Raw genomic sequence first — 24,975 nt, 5'->3', positions numbered from 1 at the left:
AGCACCTATCAGATAATAAGTGCTTTCTGTTCAACTATTTTTGCTTGAACGATGCTATCATATTTTCTAATTGTTTATCTGATTCACTACTATCTTTTGTACTGCAATACATTACAAAAACAATGTTTGCTCCAGACTCAATAAAATAACCAGATTTTACTTTCACATTAACTCCGTTGTATTGTTTTTCAACATTTATATCAACTTTTTTGCCCTTAATATCACCAATTGTAAAATTCTTTTTATTATACTTATTACTATTACTATCAATAGCTTTATCAGATTTTAGAAATCCAGTTAAAAAACCATCAATTTCTCCATTCTCAAGTTCGTCATACTCTGAATCACGCCAACTTTCCATTAAGATAACTCCATCATTAAGATAATAGGTAAATGACTCATCAGCTTTCTCTTCTTTCCATGTTTCTGGAACTGCAAAAGATAGGTTACCAATAGTTCTACTTACTGTTTTCGTCTCTGATTTATTTGCAATTTGGCTTGCCTCACCTAAAATTACCGTCTGCGTTTTACTATCCCATTTTACATCCTTGCCAACAGCCTCAGCTACCGCTCTAACAGGCAAATAAGTTGTCCCCTCATATGTGAAAGGCTCTTTGTCAGTTTTTAGCTCCTTACCATCAATAACAACTTTAATGTTATTGAAACTGACTGGAATGTTCATTTTGCTCTCCTTTGCGAAAGCAGTGGGTGCAGTTCCAACTATTAATGTTGCAACCATAGCTCCCAAAATCATGTTTTTCAATCTTTGATATTTCATCATAACCCCTCCTGTTTTTTCTTTACTCTATAGTTTTCGACGCAAAACAGTAAATTCCTACCATTTGTCGAAAAGTTTAGGGCACCAGCTTCCGCCAATGCCCATAAGGGGAGTTGTTAAATTTTCACGTTATTATAATATCATGAAAAAACCGACACGGTTAGATGTCGGTTTATCTGTTATTCATACGTTTTTTTCTTTTTCTTTCCACCTTGTTTTACAGTGCTGCCAGTGTTGTCTACAGTTTCCTTTTTCTTCTTTGCCTCTTTATTTTTCGGACTTTTGTCACCCATATTAAACACCGCCTTTATTTTTAGTATAACACAAAATTTTCCAGAAGTATATCTTTCAGATAAAGTTATCTCCACAGAAAAAGACACCTTTCGATGCCCTTTCCCGAGGAGGGTTTATCAAATCATACACTTCTTACTAGTACCATTGTACTATATTGAAAACGAACATACCGAACAACTTTTACTTTTTTTCAAAAAATCTAGAAACAGCCATCCTCATTCCATCCTCTGTGTTGTTCCCACCCATCTTATCTGCTACAGCATTCCATGAAAGCTTATCTATAAACCTGTATCTGATAATCCTTCTCATGCGACAATCCTCAATAGAATTTATGTATTTCTCGATTTCACTTACTAACTCTGCAGCTCGCTTTTCAGAATTACGCAGCTGGGTTTTGTAACGATATAGCCGTTCTAATTTTTCGTCCTGGCTAACCACAGGGAATCCTTCGATACGGATATTTCCAATGGTGCCATCTTTCCTTGTCCCTTTTACAGAATCCAACACGGTACCACCAGCCTGTATTCGTTCAATCTGGCATTCGGTTTTTCTGATTCTCCGTTGCAAATCCTCAATTTCCGCTTGAAGATCAGCATACTGCGTTAATAATTCTTTCCCCAACAACATCACCTCACTATTCAAATGAAATCCCATTCATAAAAAGCTTATAAATTGCAAAAGTAACAATTATTCCTACAACCGTATCTTCATAGCTTGAGATTGCTTGTCCATAAATCATGTATTCTAATGCCTGCCATAAGCCTCCTAATGCGCTATAAATTCCGCACCACACCATCGTCTTTAGTATTATTTTTTTATTCTTCCAACTCACTTAATCACCTCTCAAAACACATTAATCAATAAATCCATTTCATTTCTGTAAAATATTTCTTGACAATCCTTTTTTATTGGTGTATACTAAGTTTAATTTCGTATATATGATTATTCGTTCTTAAGTCCTAGTCGATAATTATTATCTGACTAATGCTTGAGAACTTTTTTTATTTATATGCCCGAGATAATATTTTTTAGGAGGTACTGATTATGAATAACGGTACAGTAAAATGGTTTAATGCAGATAAGGGTTTTGGTTTTATCACACCCGCTAACGGCGGAGAAGATGTATTTGTACATTTCTCTTCCATCCAGACAAATGGTTTCAAATCTTTAAATGAAGGCCAGGCAGTAACTTTCGATACAGAAGCAGATCCCAGAGATAGCCGTAAAACACGTGCTGTCAATGTTTGTGCTAACTAAGCCTTCTACATGGCCACCCTTTTGGGTGGCTTTTTTCATTTTCCTGGATTGTTGTTCATAACAAATAACCCTCTACAACTTACTTACAATGCGCTTCAAACATCTAGATACCGTTACCTGTGATAAATTCAACCTATTCCCAATTTCCGTCTGGTTATACCCTTTGATCTTCAATTGCAAAACTTGTGTTTCCCTCTCATTTAACTTTTCCGACAGCTCTTTAAAGCAAAACCCCAAAGAAACCTCCCCCTCATACTTATCCGGGATTGTTTCTAAAACGTCGAACTGTTCACCCTCAAAATACGCAATATTATCAACATACTTGATTTTATTTCTCTTCCTTTGGTCCCTAAGAAACATGCGCATTTGATTCATGATTACCCTTGCAGCAAAAGTTGAAAACTCAAATCCTTTATCCGGATTGAATTTTTCACTTGCTTTCCAAAGCCCGATCAAGCAAATTTGCTTTGCATCTTCATCATTGCCATACCACGGAAAATACCTTCTCAAGATAAAATAAGCAAGATCCATATTGGCATTAAATAATTCTTGTCCCATATCATCACAGGAGTAAATCCGGATTTATAGCGGCCGCAAACCTCTTACCCCTTTCTGGTATTATCTTTTACCGGTACTGAGTAAATACTTCTCACACATTGCCGCAACCTGAATAAATTCAGCTGCTGCCTTTATTGCATGCTGCTTTATGTAACTCACGGATTCCAATCCTGCACCATTCTCACGAATTACGCTCCACAGGATTTCTAAATTGTCAACCGTCAAATTGCACTCTTCAACAGCCTCCTCAATTTCCTCTTTGATTACGGCATAACCCTCATGGTTAGATGCAAACAACGGAAACTTGCGGTTAGCCGCATTCATTTCATCCCCGACTAAAAAGATAACACCGTACAACAATTCTTTTCTAAGCAATCCATTCAGCTCCTTACTCGTTATGTGGTATTGCAATCACCATCTTTGTTTTCTCCTGAATATCTTTCACAATGTCACCCCAAGTCACCATGTCATCAAGGAGACAGTCTACTTTGCTATTGAATCTGTCCCTGAAACGATTTAGCCGAACCGTACGAAAGTCAAATTCATCGTATAAAACATGAATGGACATTGCCAACATTGTTGCAATCGTGTGCTCCTTGATAGGGGCAAGTGCTTTTTCCAAATCCTTTTGTGCTAACGGTGTATGTATATTACTAACGCCCCGAAACTTTATTTCCTTCTCCAGCGCTTCAATGCCGTCCTCTTTTACAATTTTCAATGCAAGGGCAAGGCCGTCATTCCTGCCCCTGCTGTAATCCGCCATTTTCAAAATGAAGCCCCCTTATATTTTTCAATTCTCGCTTTCAATGCTCCAAGTAACGCCTCTTGGGTGCCACTCTTATTATCCAAAGCCTTGATAACATCCTCGTCCACCGTTTCCTCTGCAATCAAATGGTGAATGATAACCGGCTTTTTCTGCCCTTGTCGATGCAGTCTTTTATTTGCCTGCTGATACTGCTCCAAGCTCCATGTTGGCCCATACCAGATTACGTGGTGTCCTCCATCCTGAAGATTAAGTCCGTATGCGGTACTCATGGGATGGGCTAACAAAACATCAATCTCACCGTTATTCCAATCCGTTTCATCATCTGCCCCACCAAAAACTCTCACCCGAAGTTTTGTTTTAGAAAGTTCTTTCAACAGCCTGTCCTTCTCATGCTGATACCCATAAAATACAAGTGCATGCTCTCCGGAAAGCCCGTCTATCAGTTCCATGAAAGCTGTTATCTTGCAGTCATGGATTAACTGGGCGTTATGGTTGCCATCATAAACAGCACCGCCGGCAAGCTGTAGCAACTTCCCTGTAAGGACTGCTGCCATATCGGCAGTAATTTCTTCATCGTTAATTTCAAGAAGCATTGTCTTTTCTAATGTCTCGTAGGCTTTTCTTGCTTTGCTATCCAACGCCACGGGGGTATTTACTGTTACACAGTCAGGCAACTCCAAATAATCCTCAGCCTTCATGGAGATACAAATATCACCGATCAAAGTTTCAATTTTTTCCTCTGCACCGTACTTTGGTTTGTATGTAAACACTCTTTCTGCAGAACGCTTATCAGGGGCGAAATACCTTTCACGGAAACCGCCAATGGTTCGGCCAAGTCTTGCACCTTCATCCAGCAAATAAAGCTGTGCCCACAAGTCAATCAAGTTATTGGGCGCCGGTGTACCTGTCAGCAAAACGATTCTTTTTATTCTTGGCCGAATTCGTTTTAAGGCCTTCCATCGTTTTGTACTCTGATCTTTAAAGCTGCTGCTTTCATCAACCACAATCATGTCGAACGGCCAATCGTTCCGGTAATAATCCACCAACCATTCTACGTTTTCACGATTTATCACATACAAATCCGCAGTGGCGGCCAACGCTGCAACACGCTTATTCTTACTGCCAAGCACTGTGGAGATTCTTAGATTTTGCAAGTGTTCCCACTTTGCAGCCTCCTTGCTCCAGGTTGCTTCGGCCACCTTTTTTGGGGCAATAACCAAAACCTTATGTATTGCAAAACGGTAATATTTTAATTCCTTTACTGCCGAAAGCGTGGTAACAGTTTTCCCCAATCCCATATCTAGGAATAACCCCAAAGCCGGCTCTACTAAAAGTCTATCGATGCAATACTGCTGGTAATTATGGGGTACAAACTTCATACATACCACCCTCTACTTTCCCCATAAATTCATCTACACTTTCCTTGCTGTCTAATACTACAACCTTCTGTCCCAGTCTTTCCAATTCCTTATGTTTTGCTATCTGTAATGGGGTAGGCTTTTTCCCAGGGGCCTTTAATTCCACCAAAACAGTCATCCCTTGGAAGAAAACTATCCTATCGGGCACCCCATCATTTCCCGGGCTGACCCACTTATAAGCCTTACCACCCATTTCCTTCACTCGTTTTACGAGGTACTTCTCTATTTCCTTTTCTTGCAAAAAATCGCCTCCATTTGCGCTAACTACAATCTATTTCCCTATATATACGCGTATATGGGCGCAGGCGGGTATATTTATATATTCTCTTTATTATATTATTTATTAAAAAAGATTGTAGTTTTGTAGTTTTATATACTTAAACCCCTGAAATATCAGCATTTTCGCCGACTACAAACCCAACTACAAACTAAAATTTAATTGTAGTTTTGTAGTTTCGACTTTTGTAAAAACTACAATCTTAAAACGGACTTTGTAGTTGGTCGTTTTTAAACCCTCTTTGATTTTTACAATACCCAAACGGCTGTGGATTTTGTAATCTACTCCATCCTTTTACGCTTGAAATAATGCTATTGATTTCTGCTGTATCACTGTTCTTTATCATCCTTTGATCACAGCCCAACGCCTCGCACCACACTTCTAAAGCACAAACTTTCTTCCTGGGAACCAGCTCTCCATCAAAGGCAGCATTCCCTTCCCAGAACATCCTGCGTTGTTCCAGCTTCCAACTAAGCCAATCCGCAGGTACCTTTTGTTCTAAGAAATCTGAAATAATACCTTCTCTGGTGGAAGTCTTTCTATGGCTCTCCTGCTGCTCTTTCGCAGCCTTTTCTACCTCCCCGGATAAATACAATGGTTCACCTATTTTAAAACGCATGGCCGCCTCTGCCCACAGCTGGTCTAAGTCATTATCTAAATCAGCCCACACGCTTTTTTTGGCTTTTCTAGCACCTACCACAAGGGGCCAAAAGCGACGGTTCCCCGTTCTGTCCGTTAAAAATTCCGCATCATTAGTGGTGCCAAAGAAAACGCACCGACGAGGCATTTCTTTTACATGCCTGCCATAAGCCGCACGAAAACGGTCTGCCTGCTGACTCAAAAACTGCTTAATGCGGCCAACATCACTACGGTTAAATGCATCCAATTCACCAACCTCTACCAGCCATACGCCTTGTAGAAGCTCGCTGGCTTCTTTTCCTTCAAAAGTTCTTATGGAGTCGTTGAACCAGCCTTTTGACATTTTTGCAAGCAGGGTACTTTTGCCGATACCCTGTGGCCCTGTAAAAATGGTCATATAGTCAAATTTAAAACCTGGTATGTAGGCTCTGGCCACTGCCGCCGTAAATGCCTTACGTGTAACCGCTCTTGTATAAATACTGTCTTCTGCTCCCAAATAATCTATCAAAAGAGTATCCAACCTAGGGACTCCATCCCACTTCAATTCCTTCAAATACTTTGTTACATCATTGAATGAATTTTTATTGCTGTGTAGGGATAGAGCACCGTCTATCTTTGCAGCGCCGGATATTCTATAGCTTTTTTCAAGGTACCAATAAAGCCCTTGGTTATCGTTATCATCCCAAAATCGCCGTTTTATTCCTGTATTCCATGGCAGTGCGCCAAGAATCTCACCTCTGCCGGCAAACTCATTAATGGCAAACTTGCCTTTCAAATTTCTGTCGTTTTCGAGAATAATCCAAACATTATCTATGGTGCTTTCCGGAAGTCCTGTCTTTGGGTGTACCCTAAGCCGGCGCATCCATTCAAGGGTATCCTCGGTTTCTGCAAAGCCTTCTTGTATATCTTTAAATTCTGTTTCCGCTTGCTCCATACGTTCTTTTTGGAGCAGCGCAAGAACGTCCTTATCCTCTATTGCCTTACGGCACATCAGGTCATAGCTGGGCAATTTATTAGTAGGGGTACCTTCTTTTGCTTCATCATCCTGTTCACCAAACAAATGCAGTCGAACCAAGTCAAAGGCATTTACCAACTGTCCACTGCATGGATCTGAGGCATGATGGGAAAAAAGAAATTTTTCATCGTCATAAATGATGGCACCGCCTGTGGTAGAACCACCTACGAATGTGTATCTGTCAGACTGCTCCGTAGGCGCATAAACACCGGGTAGAAAGGTGTCCATTGCCTGCACGACACTGTAAATCCTACAAAATGCACCTACGGTACCTTTCTTTTCTGTTGGATCTCCCTGCTTTGCCGCTGACCTCTCTCGTAGTTTCTGTTCTCCCGGCACTTGTGGCCAAGAGGCAACATTTAACCAATTTTCATAGGTGCCAAGCATTCCGTCGGCAGACAATAACGGCTTATCTTCATAAGTAAATATGTACTCACTATCTACACAGCAACTGGGCCAATACATTAAACGTTCCACTTGAAAAGTCGTGGGATCAAACCAATGCATTTCCGGCTGTACCAGTGCCGCCAATTTACGGGCGATGGGTTCGTATTCTTCCGGAAGCATCTTTCTATCAGTCGGCACCACAACACGAAGTCTAGGCGCTGCGGGGCTATGCTTTCTTGTAGAATAAACAGCATACATCATGCCTAAGCTGGAAAGGCGTTGCAGGATTGCTTTTGTGCTTTCAGGGGGGCAATTATCCATATCCAGTGTAATTACATCACGATTTAATACCGCACCCTTTTTACGACGTCCTGTCAGGTTGCCACCAATAAAGCCCCCCACATCCTTCAGCTCATCCTGTTGGTGCTTTTTCATGCTCATATAAGCCGAAAGAGTTTCTTTTCCCCGCAAAGGAGTGCGAAGCTTTTCAAATAATTCTGCTATACGCATGGTCTGAGGCTGCCAGTTCGTGGCCTTTCTGCTACCTGCAGTAGATATGGTTATTTGTCTGTCATTTTGCAAAACTTGTCACCTCAGTCTTTCGTAAAATAGTCCCCCACCCAGCCATCTGCAGCCATGGGCAATCCCGGTGCAAAGGGTATGGGTTGGCTCATAATCTGGCAAACCTTATCAAGGTCAGCTTTCTCCTTTTCTATTTCGATAATAACTTCATCGTGAACATGGAAAACAATTTTGTACCCTTGGGCTTCCAAAACAGTTAGGGTATGCGCCAAACAATCCCTTGCAATGGCCTGCACCACATTCTCCGTTAATTTACCTCCATAGGTTTCTGTAGGTTCCCAGTTCTTAGAAGTCTGGTTCATTCCATAATATCCAATGGATTCATTTCCCCACTGGTTTAAAGTTAAATGAGGTTTTGCATAAAAAAGCTTTCTCCCTGAAGGAAGCAATATTGTAAGGAAGTCTTGCCCCTTTGTAATGTCTGCCTCTCTAGCAAACACCAGACAATGGGTACCAACAGCTCTGCCAGTTTTAATTGCTTGTATGGCTGCATGTTCCAGGGCTTTCCAGCATCGAACGATTGCTTGATTTGCACCTCGCCATTTATACACAATTTCCTGTAATTCTTCCTCAGGTATCCCCATTTTCAACGCACCCATGTTGATAAGTGCCCCTGGTCCACCATTATATCCAAGGGCAAGGGTGGCAACCTTCCCCTTTTGTCTTAATGCATATTCGGGTGTTCCTTTTACAATCTTTTCAATAGGTACCCCAAACATTTGCGCCGCTGTGGCCTCGTAAATCTTTCCATGGGTACGGAATACCTCCAGAACCCAGTTTTCCCCCGCAAGCCAAGCAACCACCCTTGCCTCAATGGCAGAGAAATCAGCATCCACAAAAACTTTGCCTTTCTCGGGTATAAATGCCGTTCTTACTAGCTGGGAAAGGGTATCCTGCACGCTACCAAAGGTCAGCTGTATGGCATTGGGATTTTTCAATTTCACAAACTTTCTTGCTAAGTCCAACTCTGCACCATGGAGGTACGTTCTTGGAAGATTCTGCACCTGGGCCAATCGTCCCGCCCATCTTCCTGTGCGGTTCGCACCGTAGAATTGGAGAGATCCACGCAATCTTCCATCAGTGCATTCAGCCCGTGTCATAGCCTTATACTTTGATACACTTGTTTTTCCCAATTGCTGCCGCAACTCCAAAACTCTCCGAACCGAAACGGGAATTTCCGCATCCAGCATATCACCCACAGTTTCCTTATTTAAACTAGAGATTTTTATTCCCGTTCTTTCTCCAATCCATTTTTTTAGCTGTGCCAGGCTGTTAGGGTTTTCAAGGTTTGTAATTGCCCTAGAAATATTTGTTGCCTTTTCCGTTGCCACACTGTCGCAATATAACGCCCCATCTATCAGATCAAGATCTATGGCAACGCCTCTCTCATTCTGTATCTGATCTAAAACCCATTGCTCCTGCACCAAATCAGGTACCGGAAAATGAGACAGCCTATTTTCAATTTCCATCTCTGTAACAACATCCTGCTTACAATATTCTTTGAAAAGGTTCCACCGTTCCGGCTCATGTTCCGGTAGAATTCTCGTTCTGTTTCCATTGGATCTTGAAGGTTTACAGGGTGAGCAGAAAGTTTTGATTAAAGCTTTCCCTGTTGCTAATTTCTGTTTTTCCTGCGGCAATCCTATTGCTTTGCCCGCATCCTCCAGTTTAGCCACGTAACCACAGTAAAGACTATGCATCATCGTACAACGCCATTGTTTCAACCACTCTGTTCTTTCCTCTTCCTTTAGACCAAAATACTTCGACAAGCAGTACCACTCAAAGGCAGCATTATAAGCATGTTTTATGTGACCAGAATGTAAAAGCCAATGTTTAATAACAATTGGTAACTCCGTTTTCGTAAGGTCGATAATTTCCACCGCCCCGCCGTCAATACTATAAGCTAACAGTAAGATTGAAAAATCCGGGCTTTGAACATATTTGTAAAGCCCGGACTTGTTAATATCAACGGAGGAGAAGGTTTCAATATCGACGGATATGTGCCCCCTCATACCCGATTACATAGGTAAGCCGGTGATTGGGTTAATATTGCCTGTAGGTGCTGCCGGGGCATATCTGGGGGCAGGATTATAAGCAGCGGGCATTGCAGCGTTTCCCATAGGAGTTGCCGCATATCCAGGCATTCCGGGGCCGCCCATTGGCATTGCAGCTGCAGGCGTTCCTGCACCGGCAAAGTCATTCTCTGCATTTGCTCTGCCACTTAAGGGCTCACCGTCTCTTGTTTTCATGACGTTTCCCAGTCCACAGCCTACTCCCCTATTTCCACTGCTTTCGTAAGGGAAGAAATTTACTGTAACACGGGCGTACATACCGCTGTAAATATCCGTCTCGGCCAACTGCACAGAAACATTTGATTGATGTACCACCTGGGGCTGTTGCTTACTGGATGCAGTTACAACCCAGTGACCCTTGCACTCCACACCAAAGGCTTCCCCTGAAGGTCTAACGCCGTCGCCATCGTAAATTACAGGGTATCTCAACTGAGGACGGGAGCCTTTCCACTTATCATTTACCCCCTGCTCATAAGCAGTCTGCAAAGCCGAAAGAAGGTCGTTATATGTAGCGGTATCTGTCTTTGGAATTAAAATCGTGCAGCTGTACTTTGGCTCACCGCCGTTATTGCTGTAAGGTCTTGCAAGGTGCTCAAAAGAAATTCTTACCTCACCTGTGAGGCATTTTGTTGCGATATTCTGATACATAAAATCATCCTTTCAATATGTAATTATTTATTAGATTCAAGTCCTGCAAAATCTGCCATTGCAGGGTTATAGTTCTTTCTTGGATCACTCTCCGGAGCAATAGTGGGTTTGCCAGGAGGTTTTACAACGTAATCCGCCAGCATTTCAGAGAAACCTTTTTTCCCTAGCATAATTTCGCAATCTGTAAGAGTGATGGGCACTCGCTTGTACAGCAAAGATTCGTCTATCCCTGATACAGATAAGGCTTTGTATGCCTGGTCAATGTCATTGAACGCCCTGTTGCTGCGCCCTTCTACTACTTTCCAACCGGCAATGTTTTTGCCTTCCAGCAGCGCAGTCATTGCGTATTTTTCTAAAAGGGAATACCATTTTTTAATGTCAGCTGCTAAGGTAAGGCACTGCCCCACTTCATCATCCGTAAGTACGGGTGGAAGCTTGTCCATGAATTGTGTTACACGTTGCATACGTTCCATATACGCCCTGCAGGTAGCACGGCATTTGCAGAAATGACTATCACACCAGCCGCCCACAACGCATTCACCTGAACCATCGAATGCCATTTGACTTACGGGCTTAATGCTTTCACCCCAAGTATTTAGGTTCTCACAATTAATCGTCCAAGAAGAAATATTGCTCATTCTAGGCTGTACAATATGTAAGGTAATGTCCTTAATGTCGTATAAAAGATCATACTTTTTCAAAGCGCCCAAAGCATACAGCTTCATTTGTGGGTTATCTACGCAATCCACTTGAACGGTTTTCCCATACTTAAAGTCCACGATATGAAGATGTCCTCCACCAATCATAATACTATCGGCGGTTCCAAACCCTTCAGGAGCAATATGGGAATAGTCCACTTTCGTTTCAAACACCGCATAGGGTTTTGAAGAAAACATCATTTCAACATCTTTTAAGTATTCTACGTATGTGTCCGTATCGTGATCCATATCCACAATATACAATTCGTTGCTCTTTATTTTGTTAAACTTACGGGTAAAGGCGCCCTTATCCATTCCATGAAAATGTCGTCTTGCTTTTAACTCGGCCAGCTCATGGGCAAGAGATCCCTCCTGGGCAGACTCCCCTGCAGTGTCTGGCAAAACTGACTCCATTCTAGCTGAGGGGGTGCAGTGCAGCCACTTATCGGCCGCACTTGCAGATAATAAAGCATGGCTCATATCTGCGCCCCCATCCCTCTGATGGCCACTGCGAAATCATTGTATCTTTCCTGTGGCAGCTGTTGCAGTGTTTGTACACCGAAGGACTGCATCAACGCCACCAGCACATCCGTTTTACCTGCATCCATTAAAGGAGCTGCTGCCAACGAAAGCTGTTCTAAGGTATATACTGCCGGCTGTGCTGTCGGCGCCGTAGTAGAAATAGGATTCTGCATCACCGGCGCTTGCATTTGCTGCATTGGTACTGGGTTTTGCATTACGGGTGGTGTTATTGCCTGGGCTGTTGGTACTGGGTTCTGCATTACTGCCGGTGTCATTGTTTGGTTTACTGGAGCTGCACTCTGAATTACTGGTGCAGATGATGCGACAGGCGAACCGTTTTTAGATATCTCTACTGCCAGCACCTTTACAACATCTATAATTGCCGGACTGTTTACTAAGTCCTTTTCACTAATTTTGATTACTAATTCCATATTAATTTCCTCCTAATTTTAAAATCTTTGTTTGTTTAGATTTCGGTAAAGTCATGAACCCCTCTAGGTCCATGAGAATAAAACCTTTTTCATGCTCCACCTTAATAGTCCCATGCTTAGGGTTAAGATCTGCTTTTGCCTCGGCGATTTCTTTGTCCCATCTGCCCGTATGTATTCCTCCTTATAATTCCATCTTGTTTAAAATATCTCTCAGTGATTTCAGCTCCGTTTTGTTTAAGGTAATCCCTTTGGAGCATTTTGCATGGTCGTCAGCCCATCCCCGTATATCATAGAGCTCTTTCCTACCATTCCAGCTGACAAGATTTAACTCCCTTGTCCATTCACCTTGGGAAATCACCCCAAAATGTTGTACAATCTCATTCTTAATTTCCGCCATTGACAAATCCCATCCTTTCTGTTATTTTCAAAGTGAGTTTTTTAGCTTGTCCCTTTCGGAATTGCCGTTCCTTGGGGACTTTTTTATTTTCTTTTCCATTTTATAAACTCCGGGTGCTGATACCCCAAAGAAGGAAAAAATAATAATCCATTTCAGTACAATCCTGTGCGGCAAAGCACATTCAACCGCTGCTATAAAACCAAAAGCAATCACTGCATAAAGTAGCCATAGGGCAACTACCTTAATGTTTGTAACAAAAATGACATTTCCTTTCCGTTTTTCTTGCTTCATACGGCGTTCATTCTTGCGTCTGTCAGCATTGCGGTATATCGGGTCATTATGTATATTTCGCATGCTTGTCCACCCCCTGTATCTTCTTGCTTTCCCACCAGCTGACGAACTCGTCTTTATCTATTCTCCACACTGCATGATTGCCTATACCGATTTTCCTTGCTGGGAACTCACCTGCTCGGCTCAATTGCCGCAAGCGTTCACTACTAAATCCTGTTAAGGTAGCTGCAAAAGCAAGATCGAATATTACCGGGACATCGTCCCATCTTTTAGTTGTTTTCAAAGAACCCCCTCCTAGTTTGAATTCGCATCTATTCCATATCTGATGCACATTTCTTTGATAATGGAGATATATCCCTCAATTAGCTTTTTATCATCTGCAATCGCATCCAATTTATTAAGCTTGTCCACCTTAGATTTGCAAACACCATTTAGCGCCATAGTTTTCTTTTTGTTAGTAAGCCGGATGGAAAGCGATACTCCAAACCTTTCATCTAGGAGTTTATAGCTTTCCTCCCTGATGTTGCGAAGGTGTTCATATCCACCTATAGCAACCGCCATTTTATTAAGCAGCCTTGCTGTATCTTTTCGCCAGTCATTAGGGTTTAAAGAAACTATATCCTTAATCCCATCAATACGTTTGTTGGTATCCTCAATGGCTTTTTCATTCTCACGCTGCTTGCGTTCCATATTTACAAGTATTTGAGCCTGCCCAAGAAGAATTTCGGCTTGAGACTTTGGGGTTTTGTATTTTTTCTCAACAGCGATAAAATACTTCCGTACCTTTTTCCCTATTTCGTTACGCTCCAGCATTGCCATTTCCTTGGCAGTGTCAAGCTGAATTATGTACTCTTTTGTTCTACCTCCGTTTTCTAAATTTTTAGAAAGCGTTTCAAAGTCCTCATTTTCTGTAGCTTCGCAGTCAGCAAATCTGTTTTTAATCCAGTCGGCAAATTTACTTTTACTTTGCAACCCTTCCCAAAGCTCTCTACCATTTACAACCTTTTCTCCTGTACTTGTTTCATAAACAGGTACTAATTCCTTTTCAATTACTGTTAGTTGGTTCATTTGCTCACCCTTTCTATATGGTATATTTTATATTTTTGTGCTATCCTTTCCTTACAGGTATGCCAGTACCAAGTTTGTGAAGAAAGGAGCTTGTCTTATGCCTATTGAACAACGAGCTCATGAATTGGCGCTTTTGTATATGGAGCGCTACATGGTAATGCGTGACATACAAGAACCCGAGCAGCTTGTTATTGTATATAAACAAGTTTACTCAGATTATCTTGAACAATTAAGTCGCAACTAGTATCTCTTTGAAACAGTGAAGGCTTTAGATAACCAAAAGCTTTTACTGTTTTTTTTAAGCGCCTTTTTCAGAAATAATGGCAGTGAATTCATTACTTCCATACTAATTTTTTTTATCTTCTGCCAGATTGAAAATACCCTTGATAAATTGTTTCATTTCTAACTCACCTTCAATCGTCAGCTTTTTATAAACTTCCGTTCTTTTAGCTAGATCAACTTTCATTCTTTTCACCTCCTCCTTAGCTTGCAGTTTTTATAGTATATTTTGTATTTTTGTGCTATCCTTTCCTTACAGGTATGCCAGTACCAGGTTTGTGAAGAAAGGAGACATATTTAAATGAAGTTAAATCCTGATTGCATACATTGGCCTACCAATTCCCCTAATCGGTAACCGCATTCTTCGCAACGCAACTCTCCCATTCTACGGGTCAAAAGATTTCCGTCTAGCATCACTTGGGAATCCATTGTCATTTTTACGACAGGAAGGGCGCATCCATCCCAAGTGATATCCAGCTTAGATAACGTATTACTTATCTCGGCACCATTAAGTTTTATGCTTTTTGTGTGAGTATTAATTAAAAGTGTGTTGATTGAATTTCTATCTATTGGTGTTCCTCTAATTTCCATATGTACCCCCCTAATTAGTAGCATTTATGCGACTGTATTGTCAAAAAAAATGGCCATTGCTTCTTCCATAGTTAATGGAATTGCTGCTACTATCTTATGAGCTTCAGCTATAGAAAAACTCATTCCGTTAGTTTTCAGTTTTCTATAGAATGTACTTCTATCAATGCCTACAGCGTCAGCAACAGCTTCTTGCGTTGTTTGTCTCTCTACAATTTTTCCTTTTAATAATTGCATATTTGTATTCATATTACACGCTCCTTCCTTAAATTATGTCAATAGTTTTAGTAGCATTATTGCTACTTTATGATTTAATAGTAGCACGTAAATATTTAAAAGTCAATCAATATGTCGCACTCTCGCTTAAAAAAATGTTGCAATTATGCAACTCTTGTGCTAGTATAGTTCTAAACAGGGGGTAGATCATAATGAAGGTTGGAGAAAGAATTCGATTGCAAAGAAAGAAAATTGGAATGTCAGCGGATCAACTTGCTGATATAATAGGTACTTCTAGATCAACAATATTCAGATATGAAAATGGAGCAATAGAAAAAATGCCCACTTCTGCTCTTGAACCAATTGCTGAAGCTTTACGTACAACACCAGCTTACCTTATGGGTTGGGTAAATTCAGAAGATAATGAACGATTCGCACTATCTATTGATGCAGATAACATCATAGTAGAGCTAGAAAAATTAAACGAATTAGGCAGAAAAGAGGCTATTAAAAGGGTAGAAGAATTAACACATATCAATAAATATTCCGCTAAAAGTAAAATTAACCATCTAACTCCTATTGCCGCTCACAACGACAACGCTGACGACGAAGATCAGCAGAACTTAATGAAGAAAGATATTGACGAATTATAATTTGTTTTTGCAAGGGGGTAATGTATGAACAAATATGATTATCTGCTTGATATTGCAGAAAGAAATGGTGTTATGGTTTGCGAAAAACAGTTTAAATCAGATGCAAAAGGATTATGTAAGGGAAGCAAAATCGGAATAAGCAAAGATTTAGCCAATGCAGAAAAGGCATGTGTGTTAGCAGAGGAACTTGGACATTATTTTACAACAGTTGGGAATATCCTTGACCAGTCAATCGAAAATAATAGAAAACAAGAGAAAGTAGCCAGAGTTTGGGGGTATAACCACCTAATAAGAATTGACGATTTAATCCAACCAATCCTCGATGGATGCAGCAATATTTTTGAAGTTGCTGAGTTTTTAGAAGTTACAGCAGAGTGCCTATTAGAGATAATTGGAGCTTTCAAAGAAAAATATGGAGCTGTATACATAGCCGGTGAATATAAAATTATTTTTAATGATTACGGATATTGCGTTTTAAATTAAAAATCCCCCACTCCGCTACCAACGAAGTGAGGGACAAGCGGTCATACCGAGGTACAACAGCCCTACACAAGCTAATTGTATCACAAGACCGCTTTATTTACCATACCAAAATAAATAAAGGAGGTCTTATTTCTATGGCCAAAAAGAAAAACACCGTCCGTGCTGACGGTAGAATCGCCGTCCAAGTATATCTTGGCGAATTTGACGGAAAACGAAAATACAAAACCGTCTACGGAAAAAATCAAAAGGAGGCAGAAGCAAAAGCACAGGAATTAAAATCGTCTATGTACAGGGGAATTGATATTACCGCAGACAGAGACACATTCGAATTCTGGATGGAAGCATGGTGCGCACTTAAAAGCACGGAAGTTACCCACGGGCGCATGGAAAGTTATAAGCGCAGCTTAAAAAAGTATGAGCCGCTATATAGCCTCCCTATCACACGCCTTAAGACTGCTGATTTTCAACAAATCATCTTAACCCTTGCCAAAGAAAACCCGAACACCGGGGAGCCATCGGCAAAATCATCTCTTAAGCAGATACGATCCGTTGGACTACAGGTATGCCAATTGGCCATTGATAATAGGGTCATGGACTATAACCCTGTTGGTCCAGTCAAAATCCCCCGTGTGCCACAAGGCAATATAAGACGAGCATTAACCCAAGAAGAACAACAATGGATCATTGATACTCCTCACAGAGCCCAAACAGCAGCCATGATCATGATGTTTGCAGGCTTACGCAGAGGTGAACTACTGGCACTCACATGGTCCGATATTAGTTTTAAAGATGCTACAATTGATATTAATAAAACCGTTGAATTTATTAACGGCCAACCAGTTCTAAAAAACACGGCCAAATCAAAAAACAGTATCCGAACTATCAATATACCCGACATTCTTGTGGATTTTTTGCATGAAAAGAAGAAGATCTGCACAGATTCCGTAATCGTCTGCCCTTCTGCAAAGGGCCAGCTTATGAGCGAGATTAGTTGGCGTAGGCTATGGGACAGTTACTTAACAGATTTAAATATAAAATACGGAAACTTTAGAAATCAAATTTCAGGTCAGCCAAAAAGTAAATTTCAACCCCAAGGTGTCCCTTGTGTCATTCCTCGGTTCACTGCTCATTGGTTAAGACATACATATGCTACAATGCTTTACTTTGCGGAAGTAGATGTGCTAACTGCAAAAGAGCAGCTGGGTCACTCAGACGTGCAAACCACCTTAAATATTTACACGCATTTAGATGGGAAGCACAAACGAAAATCAATGGATAAATTAAATTCTTACCTCGCAGGTGGTACAAATAATAACTCACCTATCGCTAAAATTTGACTTGCATTTTGACTTGCATTGACTTGCATTTGACTTGCAAAATGATAATAAACGACAAAAAACGACACTAAATAATACGTCGTTTTCAGGCAATAAAAAAAGTGCCAAAACCCTTTAAAATCAAGGTTTTCAGCACCTTTTTACACCCATCGATGCGACAGGATTTGAACCTGCGACCTCGGCGTCCCGAACGCCGCGCTCTACCAAACTGAGCCACGCATCGAGATAAACAGCAATTTTATTTTGCGCTTTTTTCAAATAAATGTCAAGAATGATATTATATTTTTCTACAACAAATAAAGCCCATTTAAATCAAGATTACCCTTGCTGAGAGTTTTTTATTTTACGTCTATAAAAACCTATAAGCCATTCTAAAACAATTTTTGATTAATTCTCCTTTATCATTTGTAAAAGCTAGAGCAAAAACTTTTAACTAACATAGAACAAAACTCCTTGTATTATCAACTAAGCTGAACAACAAATAAAGACAGAGGTAACCCTCTGCCTTCATTTTGTATCATATTTCATTTCCTATAGTTTTCGAAAAATTATTCAGCTTCTTCCGACACTAATATTTCTTTTTTTATACTTATTGCCAATTCATCCAACTGCTTTTCATCCACAACAGTAGGAGCATCGGTCATAGGGCATGATGCATCCTTCACCTTAGGGAAAGCGATGACATCACGAATACTGCTTGCACCGCACATAAGCATGATGATTCTATCCAATCCAAAAGCAAGACCACCATGAGGAGGTGCTCCATATTTAAACGCATCTAGGAAATAGCCAAAACGCTGCTGTGCATCTTCCATTGTAAAGCCCAAAAGTCCAAACATTTTCTGTTGAACATCTCTGCGATGAATTCTGATGGAACCGCCGCCCAATTCATAACCATTTAATACAATATCATAGGCTTTGGCACGAACCTTGCCTGGGTCTGTCTCCAGCAAATCAATGTCCTCATCCATAGGAGCTGTGAATGGATGGTGTACCGCCACAAATCTGCCTGCTTCCTCATCCCACTCTAACATAGGGAATTCGGTAATCCAAAGGAAGTTGAAATCATCCGCCTTCGTTAACTCCAGCATTTTGGAAAGCTCCAACCGCAAGGCTCCTAAAGAATCAAATACAACCTTGTCCTGATCTGCACAAATCAAGATCAAATCTCCCGGTTTGCCGTCCATTCTTTCCACAATTTCTGCTAATTTTTCTTCAGTAAAGAATTTTGCAATCTGGGTTTTCAAACTGCCATCCTCATTGATAGCAATCCATGCCAGACCCTTTGCACGATAAGTTTTTACGAATTCAACTAAGCTGTCAATTTTCTTTCTTGGGAAAGCACCACAGCCCTTTGCATTAATAGCACGCACACTGCCCCCTGCTTCCAATGCAGTTTTAAATACAACAAAATCTGTATCCCCAACCACCTCAGAAATATTTACAAGCTCCATTCCAAAGCGTACATCAGGCTTATCAGAACCAAAGCGTTCCATTGCCTCTTTGTATGTCATTCTTTTCAAAGGTAAGGGAATTTCTACATTTAAAATATCCCGAAATACCTTTTGCATCATTCTTTCGTTGATGTCCAAAATATCCTCAACATCAATGAAGGAAAGTTCCATATCCACTTGGGTGAACTCAGGCTGACGGTCAGCTCTCAAATCTTCGTCACGGAAGCATTTTGCAATCTGATAGTAACGGTCCATACCTGAAACCATTAACAACTGCTTGTATTGCTGAGGGGACTGGGGTAATCCATAAAAGCTGCCAGGATGCACACGGCTGGGCACCAAGTAGTCTCTTGCACCTTCCGGTGTGCTGATTCCTAAAATAGGTGTCTCAATTTCCAAAAAGTTTTCCTGATCTAAGAAGTTCCTCATCACTTGAACAACCTTATGTCTTAATACAAGATTGTTTAGCTGACTAGGACGGCGCAAATCCAGATAACGATACTTGAATCTTAAGTCATCCTTAACTGAAATATTATCCTCAATCTGAAATGGTGTTGTTTCAGCTTCAGAAAGAATACGAAGCTCAGTGGCAATAATTTCGATGGTTCCTGTTTTCATGTTGGGGTTAATATTTCCCTCAGTTCTAGGGGCAACTTGTCCACGAACAGCCAATACAAATTCGCTTCTTACACTTTCTGCCTTCTCAAACAGTTCTTTTTCCGCTACATTTCCATCAATAGCAATCTGAACCAAACCGGTTTTATCTCTTAACGCAATAAAGATCAGCTGTCCAAGGTCACGACGACGCTGAACCCAGCCCATTACTGTAACCTCTTTGCCAATCATGGTTTCATTTACATCACAACACATACAGCTTCTCTTCAAGCCTGCTAATGCTTCACCCATTTTAAATTCTCCTTCAAATACAAAATTTTCTTTCTCTATCATACCATTTTTCTAAAAAAAGTAAAGTTTTCCCGAAAAAGTTTCATTCTTAGTCTGCAAAATATTGTGAAATGAACAAACCTGCAATTTCGGGTTATTTCCTTTTTTATGTAATTGTGATATACTAAATATATAGGAGGAGTATTGCCTCTTAAGCTATTTATATATCCCTACAATATTCTTGGTTTTTGTACTTTTGATATTTTAACATTAAATTTAAAAATTGACAAATAGGAGTGATTCATATGGATAAGCATAAAATTATAACAATCAGCCGCCAGTATGGCAGTGGCGGGCGTATCGTAGGTAAACTATTGGCTGAACGCTTAGGGATTCCTTTTTATGATAATGAAATCATTTCTCTTGCCGCAGAAAAAACAGGGCTGTCAAAGGAATGCTTTGTCAATGCGGAAGAAACCTCTACAGGAAATCTTTTGCTCTCCCTGACAACCTTAACCCCCAGTGTAGAATCCTTTGGTCTTCCTTTGAACGAGAAAATATTTCTTGTGCAATCTCAAGTAATAAAAGAGGTGGCTGAAAAAGGAAGCTGTGTCATTGTTGGTCGTTCCGCAGATTATATCCTTTCTGAAACAGAAAATTGTATTAATGTTTTTTTACAAGCAGACTTAAAAGACCGTATCAACAGAGCAGTAGCTCAATACGACCTGCCAGAAAAAAATGCAGAAGCATCTGTGATCAAAACAGATAAACGCCGCGCCAACTACTATAACTATTTTACAGGATTAAAATGGGGTGCAGCTGAAAATTATGACTTAATTTTGAACACCTCTCGTATGGATTTAGAAAAAATCGTTGATGTTATTGAAAAATATGTGTCTTTAATCTAAGCAATGTTACAATAAAGAGTATCCCAAACTACAACATAGCTAAGGGATACTCTTTTTTTGCCTCTTTTATCACCCTTAGCCAAATAATTTTAATCTAAATGGAACAGCCTGTGCTTTCAGACTCTTGCCGTTCAATAAAAAAAGTGCTGTAAATAAATGATCTCATCTATTTACAGCACCCAATTTAACTCCCTAAAGGAAAATCCCATAGGGAAGCCCCCCACATTTTAAAAGCATCCATATCATTAAAAAATATAGAACGGATTGCATTACCATTTAATAGGAATTTTACTTGCAAATTCCCACTGCCAAAGGACAGTGGGCCTGCAAATATTCGTCATGCTTTATTTAAAATATAGCATTGTATATAATAGGTAAAGATTAGTGTTGTCTCATGTGACTTCTCAATTCAGCACCAACAGATTCGCTCAAATGTGCCTTCTGCATTCTTCTCATAGCATTGAAATGAGGACGGTTTGCCTGATTTTCCAGAATCCATTCTCTTGCAAAGGAACCATCCTGAATATCTTTCAAGATACCACGCATTGCTTCTCTTGTCTGTTCTGTGATAATTTTAGGGCCTGCTGTATAATCGCCATATTCAGCAGTATCACTGCAAGAATAGCGCATAAAGGAAAGGCCTTCTTTTACAACCAAGTCGATAATCAGCTTCATTTCATGGATACATTCAAAGTAAGCATTTTCAGGCTGATATCCCGCTTCAACCAAAGTATCAAAACCAGCTTTCATCAATGCGGAAACACCGCCGCAAAGAACTGCCTGCTCACCGAAAAGATCTGTCTCTGTTTCTTCTCTAAAGGTGGTTTCCAAAACGCCTGCTCTTGTTGCGCCCAAGCCATCAGCATAAGCCAATGCTACATCCTTTGCATTGCCGCTTGCATCCTGGAATACAGCAATCAGAGCGGGAACGCCGAAGCCTTCTTTATATGTACTTCTTACAACGTGTCCGGGACCCTTAGGAGCGATCATGATAACGTCTACATCGTTAGGAGGCACAATCTGTCCATAGTGGATATTGAAACCATGGGCAAAAGCCAGTGTAGAACCGGATTTCAGATATGGCTTAATGTCAGCCTGATACATTTTTGCCTGTGTTTCGTCATTTACCAGAATCATGATGATATCAGCAGCCTTAACTGCTTCTGGAGTAGTCATTACTGTCAGGCCGTCAGCCTCTGCACGAGCCTTGCTCTTAGAACCTTCGTAAAGAGCAACAACCACATCAGCGCCACTATCTTTGAGGTTCAGTGCATGTGCATGCCCCTGAGAACCATAACCAACAACTGCAACCTTTTTTCCTGCCAACATTTCTTTTTTTGCGTCCTGTTCGTAATACATTTTAGCCATTTTACATTCTCCTTTGTAATTATATTTTGATATTACTCTACACCATATAAGCATTTGCTGCCGCGTTCAACAGCGATGAGTCCGGTACGACAGTATTCAAGTATGCCGTAAGGGGCTACATAAGTAAGAAAAGCATTAAGCTTACTACTTTCTCCTGTTATTTCAATGCATACAGAGCCGGGAGACATATCCACAACCTTTGAGCGAAATACATTTGCTGCTTCCAGTATGGTTTGAAGGTTTTCACCCGTTGCATTGACCTTTGCGATTAAAAGCTCTCGCAAAATTGTGTTATCTGTGGTCATCAGCTCAACCTTTTTCACGTCATAAAGCTTGGAAATTTGTTTGAGCAGCTGATCCTTTTTATTGGCATCACCTGTAGCGGTTATGGTCATCCTTGAAACCTCTGGATTGATTGTTTCACCGCAGGTGAAGCTATCGATATTAAAATTTCTTTGACTAAAGAGTGACGATATTCTGGTAAGGGTCCCCGATTGATTTGATACAATAATGGAAACCGCAAATTGTTGATTATTGGCATTACTCATTCAAATCACCTCATTTCAAAATAATGTCGTCCATGGAACCGTTTGGCGGTACCATGGGGAATACATTTTCTTCGTCGGGAATCAAGCAATCAATTAATACTGGGTTGTTTAAGGCAAAGGCTTTGTCCATGGCTTTGTCTAATTCCTCTAGGTTTGCGGCACGTAAGCCTGTTGCACCAAAGGCCTCCGCCAGCTTTACAAAATCAGTCTTACGCTCTAAGTTACTGGACATAAAATGATTTTCGAAGAAAAGATTCTGCCATTGTCGTATCATTCCCAGCACCCCGTTGTTTAGAACAACAATGATAAGGGGAAGTTCTTGAGAAACAGCCGTTGCCAATTCATTTAAGTTCATGCCAAAGCTTCCATCCCCGGTAAAAAGTACTGTTTTATTTCCTGTTGCCATTGCAGCTCCGATGGCAGCGCCCATTCCGTAACCCATTGTGCCTAAACCACCACTGGTTTGTAAGGTTCTCGGTTTTTTAAAGTTATAGTATTGGGCAACCCACATTTGATGTTGACCAACATCGGTAGCGATATTTGTTTCAGGTGTAGCTCTGCAATTCACAGCACCAATCACCTGTCCTGGTAATAAATAGCCTTTTGGCAGAGAAACTTCTTTTGTTTTGTTTTTATAGCCCCTTACTTCTTCTTCCCACTCTGGGTGCTTTTGAGGCTCCAGCTTTGAGTTTATGTAGCACAGTGCAAAATATAAGTCTCCGGAAATTTGAAGTGTAGCGTCAATATTTTTGCCATGCTCAGCCGAGTCAACGTCCAAATGTATAATTTTAGCCTTTGGAGCAAACTTGCTTCTGTTTCCCGTGGCTCTGTCTGTAAAGCGAACCCCTGCCGCAATAACCAAATCACATTCGCTGATGGCTTTCGTTGCAGCAAACCTGCCGTGCATCCCACTCATTCCTAGATACTTGGGATGACAGTTATCCATTGCCGTCAAGCCCATCATACTGCAAACCATAAAGGCATCAGTTTTTTCAATCAGCTTCGTTATAATTTCCGAGCAGTTTGCGTTTATTACACCGCCACCGCAATATATTACAGGGCTTTTACTTTCGTTTATCATCTTCACCGCCTGATCTAATAAAGCTGTATCAGGCTTAGAGTCTGTTAATTTTTCCGCAATACCTTTAGGTGCATACTCGGTTTTATCTAACTGTATATTTTTCGGGATATCCACCAGTACAGGACCGGGACGCCCGCTTTTAGCAAGTCGAAATGCTTCTCTAACTGTTTCTGCAAGGGTTTCTACGTTATCAACGCGAAAGCTATGCTTTGTTACAGGAATAGATAAGCCAAAAGTATCTACCTCTTGGAAACTATCGGAACCAATTAGCTCCATTGGCACATTTCCTGTAATTGCAACCATGGGAATGGAATCCGCTTTTGCTGTAGCAAGCCCTGTCATCAGGTTTGTGGCTCCTGGCCCTGAGGTTGCGACACAAACGCCAACCTGACCGCTAGCACGACTATAACCGTCTGCTGCATGGGCTGCACCTTGCTCATGGGCTGTCAGTACATGATTGATACGATGTCTGTTTTTGTAGAGCTCATCGTAAATGCTGAGCACTGTCCCTCCCGGGTAACCGAATAGCGTAGTAACACCCTGTTCAATAAGGGTTTCTATTAATATCTGGCAGCCGCTTAGCTCCATTCTTATTCCTCCTTACATAGATTTTTTATAAACAAATTTTTATCAAGCAAAAAGGCTGTACAGTGGATGCACTGTACAGCCTTTGATTTAGGATTTCATCTCATGCAATCTTAATCAAATGAACTTTATCAGCAGTCAACCACTTTTTACCAGCACAAATAACCTCACCGAGAATGACAAGGACGAGGTTAATGAGGCTAATAATAATGTAGTTAACAGACTGACTAAAGTTATGCATACGATGATCTCCTTTCCGTTTAAATTTGTTATTGGAAGTTTAAAGCTTAATTGTATTTTTGTCAATACAAATTTTTGATCTTTTTTTCACGAGAAAGAATTTTTGTTAATGTGCTGTATGTTTTTATTTTCATACATTTTTCTTTGTGCACTAATTCCTATACATTTTGCAAAAATAAATTCAATTTTTTTATTTTTTAACTCAGAATATAACATTTTTTACATTTTTTTATTTTTTAAAATTATAGATTT

29 protein-coding genes and 1 tRNA gene are annotated in these 24,975 nt (G+C 40.6%); 6 read left to right on the top strand and 24 right to left on the bottom strand.

All coding sequences use genetic code 11. The annotated features are described in order from the left end of the window. Nucleotides 1-34 precede the first annotated feature (34 nt). The 3 genes from CPRO_RS03755 to CPRO_RS15195 form a co-directional block, all read right to left on the bottom strand. Entirely contained in the window at nt 35-778 is a 744-nt protein-coding gene (locus CPRO_RS03755) for a copper amine oxidase N-terminal domain-containing protein (RefSeq protein ID WP_066047994.1), read from the bottom strand. 474 nt (nt 779-1,252) lie between these two features. Next, nucleotides 1,253-1,714, bottom strand: coding sequence for a hypothetical protein (locus CPRO_RS03750; protein WP_066047993.1), 462 nt, complete (start codon nt 1,712-1,714; stop codon nt 1,253-1,255). Further along, nucleotides 1,707-1,904, bottom strand: a complete 198-nt coding sequence (locus CPRO_RS15195; RefSeq protein WP_143148964.1) for a hypothetical protein — start codon at nt 1,902-1,904, stop codon at nt 1,707-1,709. The genes CPRO_RS03750 and CPRO_RS15195 overlap by 8 nt, the downstream gene beginning before the upstream one ends. Before the next feature lie 212 nt (nt 1,905-2,116). Between CPRO_RS15195 and CPRO_RS03745 the strand changes: the two genes are divergently transcribed. Further along, entirely contained in the window at nt 2,117-2,329 is a 213-nt protein-coding gene (locus tag CPRO_RS03745; RefSeq protein ID WP_066047990.1) for a cold-shock protein, read from the top strand. A gap of 72 nt (nt 2,330-2,401) precedes the next feature. Here CPRO_RS03745 and CPRO_RS03740 read toward each other — a convergent pair whose 3' ends face one another. From CPRO_RS03740 to CPRO_RS15535, 14 genes are all read right to left on the bottom strand, one after another. Beyond that, a complete protein-coding gene (locus CPRO_RS03740; RefSeq protein WP_066047988.1) occupies nt 2,402-2,887 on the bottom strand; it encodes a sigma-70 family RNA polymerase sigma factor in 486 nt (161 codons plus the stop codon). A gap of 60 nt (nt 2,888-2,947) precedes the next feature. After that, nucleotides 2,948-3,262, bottom strand: a complete 315-nt coding sequence (locus CPRO_RS03735; protein WP_066047986.1) for a hypothetical protein — start codon at nt 3,260-3,262, stop codon at nt 2,948-2,950. Between the two features lie 13 nt (nt 3,263-3,275). After that, nucleotides 3,276-3,656 carry a hypothetical protein gene (locus CPRO_RS03730; RefSeq protein ID WP_082754212.1) on the bottom strand — a complete coding sequence of 127 codons (381 nt, stop codon included), beginning with the start codon at nt 3,654-3,656 and terminating at the stop codon, nt 3,276-3,278. Then, on the bottom strand, nt 3,653-5,032 hold the full coding sequence (locus tag CPRO_RS03725; RefSeq protein ID WP_066047983.1) for a DEAD/DEAH box helicase: 1,380 nt from the start codon (nt 5,030-5,032) through the stop codon (nt 3,653-3,655). Before CPRO_RS03725 ends, CPRO_RS03730 begins: the two co-directional genes overlap by 4 nt. Beyond that, a complete protein-coding gene (locus tag CPRO_RS03720) occupies nt 5,013-5,312 on the bottom strand; it encodes a VRR-NUC domain-containing protein (protein WP_066047982.1) in 300 nt (99 codons plus the stop codon). The genes CPRO_RS03725 and CPRO_RS03720 overlap by 20 nt, the downstream gene beginning before the upstream one ends. Nucleotides 5,313-5,550: 238 nt before the next feature. Beyond that, entirely contained in the window at nt 5,551-7,971 is a 2,421-nt protein-coding gene (locus CPRO_RS03715; RefSeq protein ID WP_066047980.1) for a virulence-associated E family protein, read from the bottom strand. Between the two features lie 11 nt (nt 7,972-7,982). Further along, nucleotides 7,983-9,983, bottom strand: coding sequence for a DNA polymerase (locus CPRO_RS03710; RefSeq protein ID WP_066047978.1), 2,001 nt, complete (start codon nt 9,981-9,983; stop codon nt 7,983-7,985). A gap of 6 nt (nt 9,984-9,989) precedes the next feature. Then, nucleotides 9,990-10,691 carry a DUF2815 family protein gene (locus tag CPRO_RS03705; RefSeq protein ID WP_066047976.1) on the bottom strand — a complete coding sequence of 234 codons (702 nt, stop codon included), beginning with the start codon at nt 10,689-10,691 and terminating at the stop codon, nt 9,990-9,992. Nucleotides 10,692-10,714: 23 nt separating this feature from the next. Next, nucleotides 10,715-11,869 (bottom strand): DUF2800 domain-containing protein, encoded by a 1,155-nt coding sequence (locus CPRO_RS03700; protein ID WP_066047975.1) that lies wholly within the window; start codon nt 11,867-11,869, stop codon nt 10,715-10,717. Next, nucleotides 11,866-12,342, bottom strand: a complete 477-nt coding sequence (locus tag CPRO_RS03695) for a hypothetical protein (protein WP_072743435.1) — start codon at nt 12,340-12,342, stop codon at nt 11,866-11,868. The genes CPRO_RS03700 and CPRO_RS03695 overlap by 4 nt, the downstream gene beginning before the upstream one ends. A gap of 181 nt (nt 12,343-12,523) precedes the next feature. Beyond that, on the bottom strand, nt 12,524-12,739 hold the full coding sequence (locus CPRO_RS03690) for a YdbC family protein (RefSeq protein ID WP_066047973.1): 216 nt from the start codon (nt 12,737-12,739) through the stop codon (nt 12,524-12,526). 27 nt (nt 12,740-12,766) lie between these two features. Next, nucleotides 12,767-13,030: a hypothetical protein gene (locus tag CPRO_RS03685; RefSeq protein ID WP_157881627.1), complete on the bottom strand. Its 264-nt coding sequence runs from the start codon at nt 13,028-13,030 to the stop codon at nt 12,767-12,769. A 46-nt stretch (nt 13,031-13,076) separates the two neighbouring features. Then, nucleotides 13,077-13,313: a helix-turn-helix domain-containing protein gene (locus tag CPRO_RS03680; RefSeq protein ID WP_066047969.1), complete on the bottom strand. Its 237-nt coding sequence runs from the start codon at nt 13,311-13,313 to the stop codon at nt 13,077-13,079. Between the two features lie 11 nt (nt 13,314-13,324). Next, nucleotides 13,325-14,098: an antA/AntB antirepressor family protein gene (locus CPRO_RS15535; protein ID WP_066047967.1), complete on the bottom strand. Its 774-nt coding sequence runs from the start codon at nt 14,096-14,098 to the stop codon at nt 13,325-13,327. 97 nt (nt 14,099-14,195) lie between these two features. Between CPRO_RS15535 and CPRO_RS15185 the strand changes: the two genes are divergently transcribed. Next, nucleotides 14,196-14,342 (top strand): hypothetical protein, encoded by a 147-nt coding sequence (locus CPRO_RS15185; protein WP_157881626.1) that lies wholly within the window; start codon nt 14,196-14,198, stop codon nt 14,340-14,342. Nucleotides 14,343-14,674: 332 nt separating this feature from the next. Here the strand turns inward: CPRO_RS15185 and CPRO_RS03670 are convergent, their stop codons facing one another. Beyond that, on the bottom strand, nt 14,675-14,968 hold the full coding sequence (locus CPRO_RS03670) for a hypothetical protein (RefSeq protein WP_066047965.1): 294 nt from the start codon (nt 14,966-14,968) through the stop codon (nt 14,675-14,677). A 24-nt stretch (nt 14,969-14,992) separates the two neighbouring features. After that, entirely contained in the window at nt 14,993-15,214 is a 222-nt protein-coding gene (locus CPRO_RS03665; RefSeq protein ID WP_066047963.1) for a helix-turn-helix domain-containing protein, read from the bottom strand. 179 nt (nt 15,215-15,393) lie between these two features. On the opposite strand from CPRO_RS03665, the gene CPRO_RS03660 reads away from it, so the two are divergent. From CPRO_RS03660 to CPRO_RS03650, 3 genes are all read left to right on the top strand, one after another. Next, nucleotides 15,394-15,834, top strand: coding sequence for a helix-turn-helix domain-containing protein (locus tag CPRO_RS03660; RefSeq protein ID WP_066047961.1), 441 nt, complete (start codon nt 15,394-15,396; stop codon nt 15,832-15,834). 24 nt (nt 15,835-15,858) lie between these two features. Next, a complete protein-coding gene (locus tag CPRO_RS03655; RefSeq protein WP_066047958.1) occupies nt 15,859-16,317 on the top strand; it encodes an ImmA/IrrE family metallo-endopeptidase in 459 nt (152 codons plus the stop codon). A 134-nt stretch (nt 16,318-16,451) separates the two neighbouring features. Beyond that, entirely contained in the window at nt 16,452-17,654 is a 1,203-nt protein-coding gene (locus CPRO_RS03650; protein ID WP_066047956.1) for a tyrosine-type recombinase/integrase, read from the top strand. 149 nt (nt 17,655-17,803) lie between these two features. Here the strand turns inward: CPRO_RS03650 and CPRO_RS03645 are convergent. Next, nucleotides 17,804-17,877: transfer RNA gene (locus CPRO_RS03645), tRNA-Pro, on the bottom strand. Nucleotides 17,878-18,202: 325 nt separating this feature from the next. After that, nucleotides 18,203-20,014 (bottom strand): aspartate--tRNA ligase, encoded by a 1,812-nt coding sequence (aspS, locus tag CPRO_RS03640; protein WP_066047954.1) that lies wholly within the window; start codon nt 20,012-20,014, stop codon nt 18,203-18,205. Between the two features lie 284 nt (nt 20,015-20,298). Here aspS and CPRO_RS03635 point away from each other — a divergent pair, with 284 nt between their 5' ends. Continuing rightward, nucleotides 20,299-20,901, top strand: coding sequence for a cytidylate kinase-like family protein (locus CPRO_RS03635; protein WP_066047953.1), 603 nt, complete (start codon nt 20,299-20,301; stop codon nt 20,899-20,901). Nucleotides 20,902-21,282: 381 nt separating this feature from the next. Here CPRO_RS03635 and ilvC read toward each other — a convergent pair whose 3' ends face one another. Genes ilvC through ilvB form a run of 3 tightly spaced genes read right to left on the bottom strand, consistent with a single transcriptional unit; the run spans nt 21,283 to nt 24,486 of the window. Continuing rightward, on the bottom strand, nt 21,283-22,269 hold the full coding sequence (gene ilvC / locus CPRO_RS03630) for a ketol-acid reductoisomerase (RefSeq protein ID WP_066047951.1): 987 nt from the start codon (nt 22,267-22,269) through the stop codon (nt 21,283-21,285). 32 nt (nt 22,270-22,301) lie between these two features. Further along, on the bottom strand, nt 22,302-22,817 hold the full coding sequence (gene ilvN / locus CPRO_RS03625) for an acetolactate synthase small subunit (RefSeq protein ID WP_066047949.1): 516 nt from the start codon (nt 22,815-22,817) through the stop codon (nt 22,302-22,304). 10 nt (nt 22,818-22,827) lie between these two features. Continuing rightward, nucleotides 22,828-24,486 carry a biosynthetic-type acetolactate synthase large subunit gene (gene ilvB / locus CPRO_RS03620; RefSeq protein ID WP_066047947.1) on the bottom strand — a complete coding sequence of 553 codons (1,659 nt, stop codon included), beginning with the start codon at nt 24,484-24,486 and terminating at the stop codon, nt 22,828-22,830. Nucleotides 24,487-24,975: the final 489 nt, after the last annotated feature.

Origin of the sequence: Anaerotignum propionicum DSM 1682 (assembly GCF_001561955.1) — a bacterium.
Classification (GTDB): Bacteria; Bacillota; Clostridia; order Lachnospirales; family Anaerotignaceae; genus Chakrabartyella; species Chakrabartyella propionicum.
Note: the sequence above shows the minus strand (reverse complement) of the source record. Positions and strands in the feature narration are given on the sequence as shown.